At 64.8% G+C, this 6,081-nt stretch carries 4 protein-coding genes; 1 reads left to right on the top strand and 3 read right to left on the bottom strand.

Annotated elements, in window-relative coordinates:
- Positions 1-18 precede the first annotated feature (18 nt).
- Entirely contained in the window at positions 19-1,512 is a 1,494-nt protein-coding gene (gene cysS, locus ACREC7_RS15350) for a cysteine--tRNA ligase (RefSeq protein ID WP_431556566.1), read from the bottom strand.
- Between the two features lie 297 nt (positions 1,513-1,809).
- Between cysS and ACREC7_RS15345 the strand changes: the two genes are divergently transcribed.
- Positions 1,810-2,979: a DUF2865 domain-containing protein gene (locus tag ACREC7_RS15345; protein ID WP_431556565.1), complete on the top strand. Its 1,170-nt coding sequence runs from the start codon at positions 1,810-1,812 to the stop codon at positions 2,977-2,979.
- Between the two features lie 10 nt (positions 2,980-2,989).
- Here ACREC7_RS15345 and gltX read toward each other — a convergent pair whose 3' ends face one another.
- Together gltX and ACREC7_RS15335 are read right to left on the bottom strand one after the other, a co-directional pair.
- Entirely contained in the window at positions 2,990-4,327 is a 1,338-nt protein-coding gene (gltX, locus tag ACREC7_RS15340; RefSeq protein WP_431556564.1) for a glutamate--tRNA ligase, read from the bottom strand.
- A 1-nt stretch (position 4,328) separates the two neighbouring features.
- Positions 4,329-6,002 (bottom strand): NAD+ synthase, encoded by a 1,674-nt coding sequence (locus ACREC7_RS15335; protein ID WP_431556563.1) that lies wholly within the window; start codon positions 6,000-6,002, stop codon positions 4,329-4,331.
- Positions 6,003-6,081 lie beyond the last annotated feature (79 nt).

Genomic DNA, 6,081 nt, shown 5'->3' with positions numbered 1-6,081 from the left:
GGTGAGGGGGAAGCCTACTCATCGGGCGACCTGCCAGGTGGTGACCAGCTCGCCGGTCTTGGGGTCCTTGGCGTCTTTCAGCTCGATGCCCATGGCGGCAAGCTCGTCGCGGATGCGATCAGCCTCCTTGAAGTCCTTCGCCTTGCGCGCGGCATTGCGTTTCTCGATCCGACTCCTGATTTCTTCATCGCGAGCCAGTGGCGTTGGCACCGCGACGACCGTCGATCCAAATGCAGGGTGCCCCTGAGCGTGGCGGGCCCCAATTACTTTATTGGCGGCGTCTTCCCACCCGCCCGCAACGAATGGAACGGCACGGAGTATGTTTGCTCGGTCTCCGGAAAGGCCTAGGAAGTTAAGGCCCGCCTTCAAGGCAGCAAGGTCGCCTGATCGTTTCAGACCATGTAGCGCCGTAACAACATTTGGGGTGTTGAGGTCATCTTCAAGCGCCTCAATTGCCACCTTTGGAAGGTTATCAGCAGGCGATACGAGCGTCAGCCCATCATACCACTCCCACAAGACCTTATGGCATTCGTTGAGACCTTCAAAAGTCCAATCCAGTGGCTGACGGTAATGCGTACGGAGCATATGCAGGCGGATCGCTTCCCCTGGCCATGGGAACCCTTTCCAGCCCGTCAGCAACTCGTGGATGGTGACGAAGTTGCCGAGGCTCTTCGCCATCTTCTCACCCTCCACCTGGAGGAAGCCGTTATGCAGCCAGTAATTGGCCATGACCGGCGTATGGAACGCGCAGCGCGACTGCGCGATCTCGTTCTCATGATGGGGAAAGACGAGGTCGATGCCGCCGCCATGGATGTCGAAGGTCTGCCCTAGATGCTTCCACGACATGGCCGAGCATTCGATATGCCAGCCCGGACGCCCAGGCGTCGCGATGCCGGCCGGCGAAGGCCAGGACGGCTCGCCAGGCTTCGACGGCTTCCACAAGACGAAGTCCATCGGGTCGCGCTTGTAGGGCGCGACCTCGACTCTTGCGCCCGCGATCATCTCATCAAGCGAGCGGCCCGATAGCTTGCCGTAATCGGGCATGGAAGCGACATCGAACAGGACGTGGTCCTCGGCGACATAGGCGCAGCCGTTCTTGACCAGGTCCTCGATCATCTCCTTCATCGCCGCGATGTGCTCGGTCGCGCGCGGTTCGGCGGTTGGCGGCAGACACCCGAGCGCGGCAACGTCCTCGTGGAACTGCTTCTCGGTCTTCTCGGTGACGCACCGGATCGCCTCGTTCAGGGGGAGGTCCGGATATTCCTCCGCCGCCCGGGCATTGATCTTGTCGTCGACGTCGGTGACGTTGCGCACATAGGTGACGTGCTCAGGGCCATAGAGGTGCCGCAACAGGCGGAACAGCACGTCGAACACGATGACGGGCCGCGCATTGCCGATATGGGCGAAGTCGTAGACCGTCGGCCCGCACACATACATGCGGACGTTCGCCGGATCGAGGGGACGGAAGTCCTCCTTCTTGCGGGTGAGCGTGTTGTAGAGCCTGAGCGCCACCAATAGCCTCTTTGCCTTACGGCCGGCCGGCGTTCGGTTCTTTTACGGGGGTGAAGGTAAGGGAAGAACGACCGGCCAGCTCTTTGCTAGACCGGAATAATGCCGCAGGAAATGATAAGGATGCGTTCTGCTTGCGCCATGATGGCTCGCTTATGGCCGCAAACATTAACTCCGTCAAGCAGCCCATCTTATTCATGCCGCATTGACCCCTAAAGTTTGGCGGGCATAATGCGGACGGCCTAAGGCCCGGGCCGGAACGGCCTTTCGGGGGTCGCCATCAGTCGGAAACGCCAAGAATTGAACGCGCCTCACGAGCTTTCGCCCGCTTTCCCGGCGCGCCGCGGCGCCCATCGCGGCCTTGCCGTTTTCGCGCTGTGCGGCGTGGCCGTCGCTTTCGTGGCCGGTGACACGCTAGCCCAGGACAGCGACCACCAGATCCGCTGCATGCAGCTGCAGCAAGAGCTTGCCAGTGCTCAAGGCGGCGGCGGCGCCTCGGAGCTGCCCGGCATCGACAAGCAAATTCAAGGTGCGAGCCGCGTCTACCAGGGGACCAAGGCGGCGATGGACGATGCCGGTTGCTTTGAGAGGGGCTTCCTCATCTTCGGACGCGGACTGGTGCGCAGCCCCAAATGCCTCAAGATGAACGATCAGGTCGAGGACGCAAGGCGTCAGGTTGAGCAGCTACAGGCACAACGCGACGCAATTGCGGGGGGCCGCGGCAATCGCCGGCGCCAGGCCGAGCTCTCGGACGCGCTCGCCCGCAACGGCTGCACCGGCGGCAGGCCGATGCCGCAACAGGCGCGCCGCGACAGCGGCGGCGGCGGATTGTTCGGCTGGTTCGGCCGTGGCAACGACGAGCAGGAGCCGGCTCAGCCCGAAGGTCCGGTCTACCGCAGCATCGATCCGAACGGACGCTACCGGTCGGTGTGCGTGCGCACCTGCGACGGATTTTTCTTCCCGGTGAGCTATCAGACCTATGCCAGCCGCTTGGCCCAGGACGCCACTGTCTGCCAGTCGAGCTGCGCGGCGCCGGCCGAGCTCTACGTCTATCGCAATCCCGGACAGGAGATCGACCAGGCCATTTCGCTCAATGGCACCTCCTATGCGGATCTTCCGGCCGCCTTCAAATACCGCAAGGCGTATATCAAGGGCTGCTCGTGCAAGGCCGACGAATACAATCCGACCGAGATCGAGGCGGCGAACCAGAAGGCCGAAGCCACGCCCGCGCCAGCCAAGCCCGGCAAGAAGAAGGGCGCAGCACCTGCGGCCCAGGCGGCAGCTCCGCCGCCACAGCCGCCTGCCCAGCTCGATCTTGACGTGACCGGCTCAACGCCGAACGCCGGCGCGCCTGCGCCGCAAGCCGCAGCTCCGGCGCCGGCGGATGCGGCCCCTGCCCCGGCGGCAGCGGAAGCGGCGCCGCAGCAGTCGAGTGTCGCCAAGCGCACGCCAGCACCTGCGCCGCAATAGCCTTAAGCGATTAAGCAGTCTTGCCTTCGAGCCGCGCAACCGCGCGCGCCCGGCCGATCAGCGGCAACAGCAGCTTGAGCTCAGGTCCATGCTCGCGGCCCGTGAGCGCGAGCCGCAAGGGCTGGAACAACGCCTTGCCCTTGATGCCGGTCGCCTGCTTCACGTCGGCGGCCCATCGCTCCCAGGTCGAATCGTCCCACGGCTCCGGCGGAAGCAGCGCCGCGGCCTGGTCGCACAGCGCAGCATCGGTGATCACCGGCTGAAGCGGTCCCTTCACCACCCGCCACCACGCGCCTGCATCGGACAGCACCGCGAGATTGGAGCGCACCGCGAGCCAAAACTTTTCGCCATCTCCGACGTCCATGTCGCGCAGAGCGGGCGCCACCGCTTCGAAAGGCAGCGCATGCAGCAGCCGCGCATTCAGCGCGCGCAGCTCCTCCACATCGAATCGTGCCGGCGCCCGCGACATTTTCCCAAAGGAGAAGCGGACCACGAGCTCTTGCAGGCTCGGATGCGGAGCGACGGTGTCGGAGGTGCCGATCGTGGCGGCGTAGCTCGCCACTGCCAGCGGCTCCAGGCCCTCCTCGCGCAGGCCCTGGATGGACAGCGCCCGCTCGCGCTTGGACAGCGCCTGGCCCTCGGCGCCAACCAGGAGATTGTGGTGGCCGAAGGCTGGCGGCTCGGCGCCAAGCGCCTCGAACAGCTGAATCTGCGGCGCCGTGTTGGCGACGTGATCCTCGCCGCGCACCACATGGGTGATGCCGAGGTCGATGTCGTCGACGACGCTCGGCAGCGTGTAGAGATAGGTTCCGTCGGCGCGGACCAGGACCGGGTCGGAGAGTGACGCTGCATCCACATGCTGCTCGCCGCGGATGAGATCGTTCCACACCACGTCGCGCGTCTCGAGCTTGAAACGCCAATGGGGCGTTTGTCCCGCCGACTCCAATTTCTCGCGATCGGCGTCGGTGAGCTTCAGCGCGGCGCGGTCGTAGACCGGCGGACGCCCGCGGGCGAGCTGGCGCTTCCGCTTCAACTCGAGCTCGTCTTGCGTCTCGTAGGCCGGGTAGAGCCTTCCGCCGGCCTTCAGTCTCTCGACGGCCGCATCGTAGACCGCGAAGCGGTCCGACTGCTTCACCTCGCGGTCCCAGGCAAGCCCGAGCCAGGTCAGGTCCTCGCGGATGCCCTCCGCGAACTCGTTCGTCGACCGCTCGCGATCGGTGTCGTCGAGACGCAACAGCAGGCGCCCGCCCCGCTGCTGCGCGAACATCCAATTGAGGAGCGCGGTGCGGATGTTGCCGGCGTGCAAGCGGCCGGTCGGGCTTGGCGCGAAGCGTACGGTGACGCTCATGTCACAGCGTCTCGCGGAACTTGTTGGTGATGGGATAGCGCCGGTCGCGGCCGAAATTCTTGGCGGTGATCTTCACCCCCGGCGCCGCCTGGCGGCGCTTGTACTCGGCGAGGTAGAGCATGCGCTCGACCTTCTTTACGAGTTCCGGCGCATGGCCGCGCCTCACGATCTCGGCCAACGGCATTTCCAGCTCGACCAGGCAGTTGAGAATGTCGTCGAGCACGTCGTAGGGCGGCAGCGTGTCCTGATCGCGCTGGTTATGCTTGAGCTCCGCCGTCGGGGCTTTGATCAACACGTTCTCCGGGATGACGCGGCCGGTGGGCCCGACGCAGCCTTTCGGCCGCTCGCGGTTGCGATAGCGGGCAAGGGCATAGACTTGCGTCTTGTACAGATCCTTGATCGGGTTGAATCCACCATTCATGTCGCCATAGAGCGTGGCGTAGCCGACCGACACTTCCGACTTGTTGCCGGTGGTGATCACCATCTGCCCGAATTTATTGGAGAGCCCCATGAGCAGCGTGCCGCGGGCGCGCGACTGCAGGTTCTCCTCCGCCGTGCCTGGGTCACCGCCATCCGAGATGGCCGCGAGACTCTTGGTCAGGCCTTCCACAGCCGAAGAGATCGGCATGGTGTCATAGCGGACGCCGAGCGCCTCCGCGGTCTCAGCCGCGTCGTTCAGACTCTCATTGCTGGTGTAGAGGTATGGCAGCATGACGCCATGCACGCGGGCGGAGCCGAGCGCATCGACGGCCATGGCCACGCAAAGTGCCGAGTCGATGCCGCCCGAGAGCCCAAGCACCACGCCGGGGAAGCCGTTCTTCTCCACATAGTCGCGCAGGCCCGTCACGCAGGCGAGGTAGTTGGCGGCGTCGCCCTGCTCGATCTCGGCGAGAGGCTGAGGCTCGCAAGCCCAGCGCTTCCCGTCCTTACGCCATTCGGTCACGGTGCAAGCCTCTTCCCACGCCGGCATTTGCACGGCGACGTGGCCGTCAGTGTTGAGCACGAAGGATGCGCCGTCGAACACAAGCTCGTCCTGGCCTCCAACCTGGTTGACATAGGCCAAGGGCAGCCCGGTCTCCGCCACGCGCGCCCGCGCGATCGAATAGCGCTGGCCCTGCTTGTCCATCCAATAGGGCGAGCCGTTCGGCACGATGAGGAAGCCAGCGCCCGCCTTGGCCAACGCCCCGCAGACCTCCTCGCTCCAGATGTCCTCACACACCGGCACGCCGAGCGAAACCCCTCGCACCACGATCGGTTCCGGCAGCGGACCTGGGGCAAACACGCGCTTCTCGTCGAATACCCCGTAATTGGGCAGATTATATTTGAGCCTGACGGCTTCGATGCGGCCATTGTCCAAATAGGCCACGGCGTTGTGCACGAACGGCCCCTTCGCGTAAGGGAGGCCGACGAGCACGGCAGGGCCGCCGTCGCTCGTGTCGCGGGCAAAGGCCTCGCAGGCAGCCCGGGCCGCCTTCTGGAAGGCGGGTTTCAGCACCAGGTCTTCGATCGGGTATCCGGTGAGGTAAAGCTCGGTGAAGGCGATGAGATCGGCGCCCTTTGCCGCAGCTTCCGCCCGCGCAGCCCGTGCCTTCGTCACATTGCCGTCGATGTCACCCACGACGGGGTTCAATTGCGCGAGCGCGAGCCTGAAGCTGTCTTTTTCTGGCTTACTCATGCTGGCAACTTAGCGTTTCTATCTAAATGGGGAAGACGTTCCTCCTCCCCCCACCCGGCGCGCCCGGACAAGTCCGGAG

Source organism: Methyloceanibacter sp. (assembly GCF_050728395.1).
Classification (GTDB): domain Bacteria; phylum Pseudomonadota; class Alphaproteobacteria; order Rhizobiales; family Methyloligellaceae; genus Methyloceanibacter.
The sequence above is the reverse complement of the archived record's forward strand: the minus strand, read 5'-3'. Positions and strand labels throughout refer to the sequence as shown.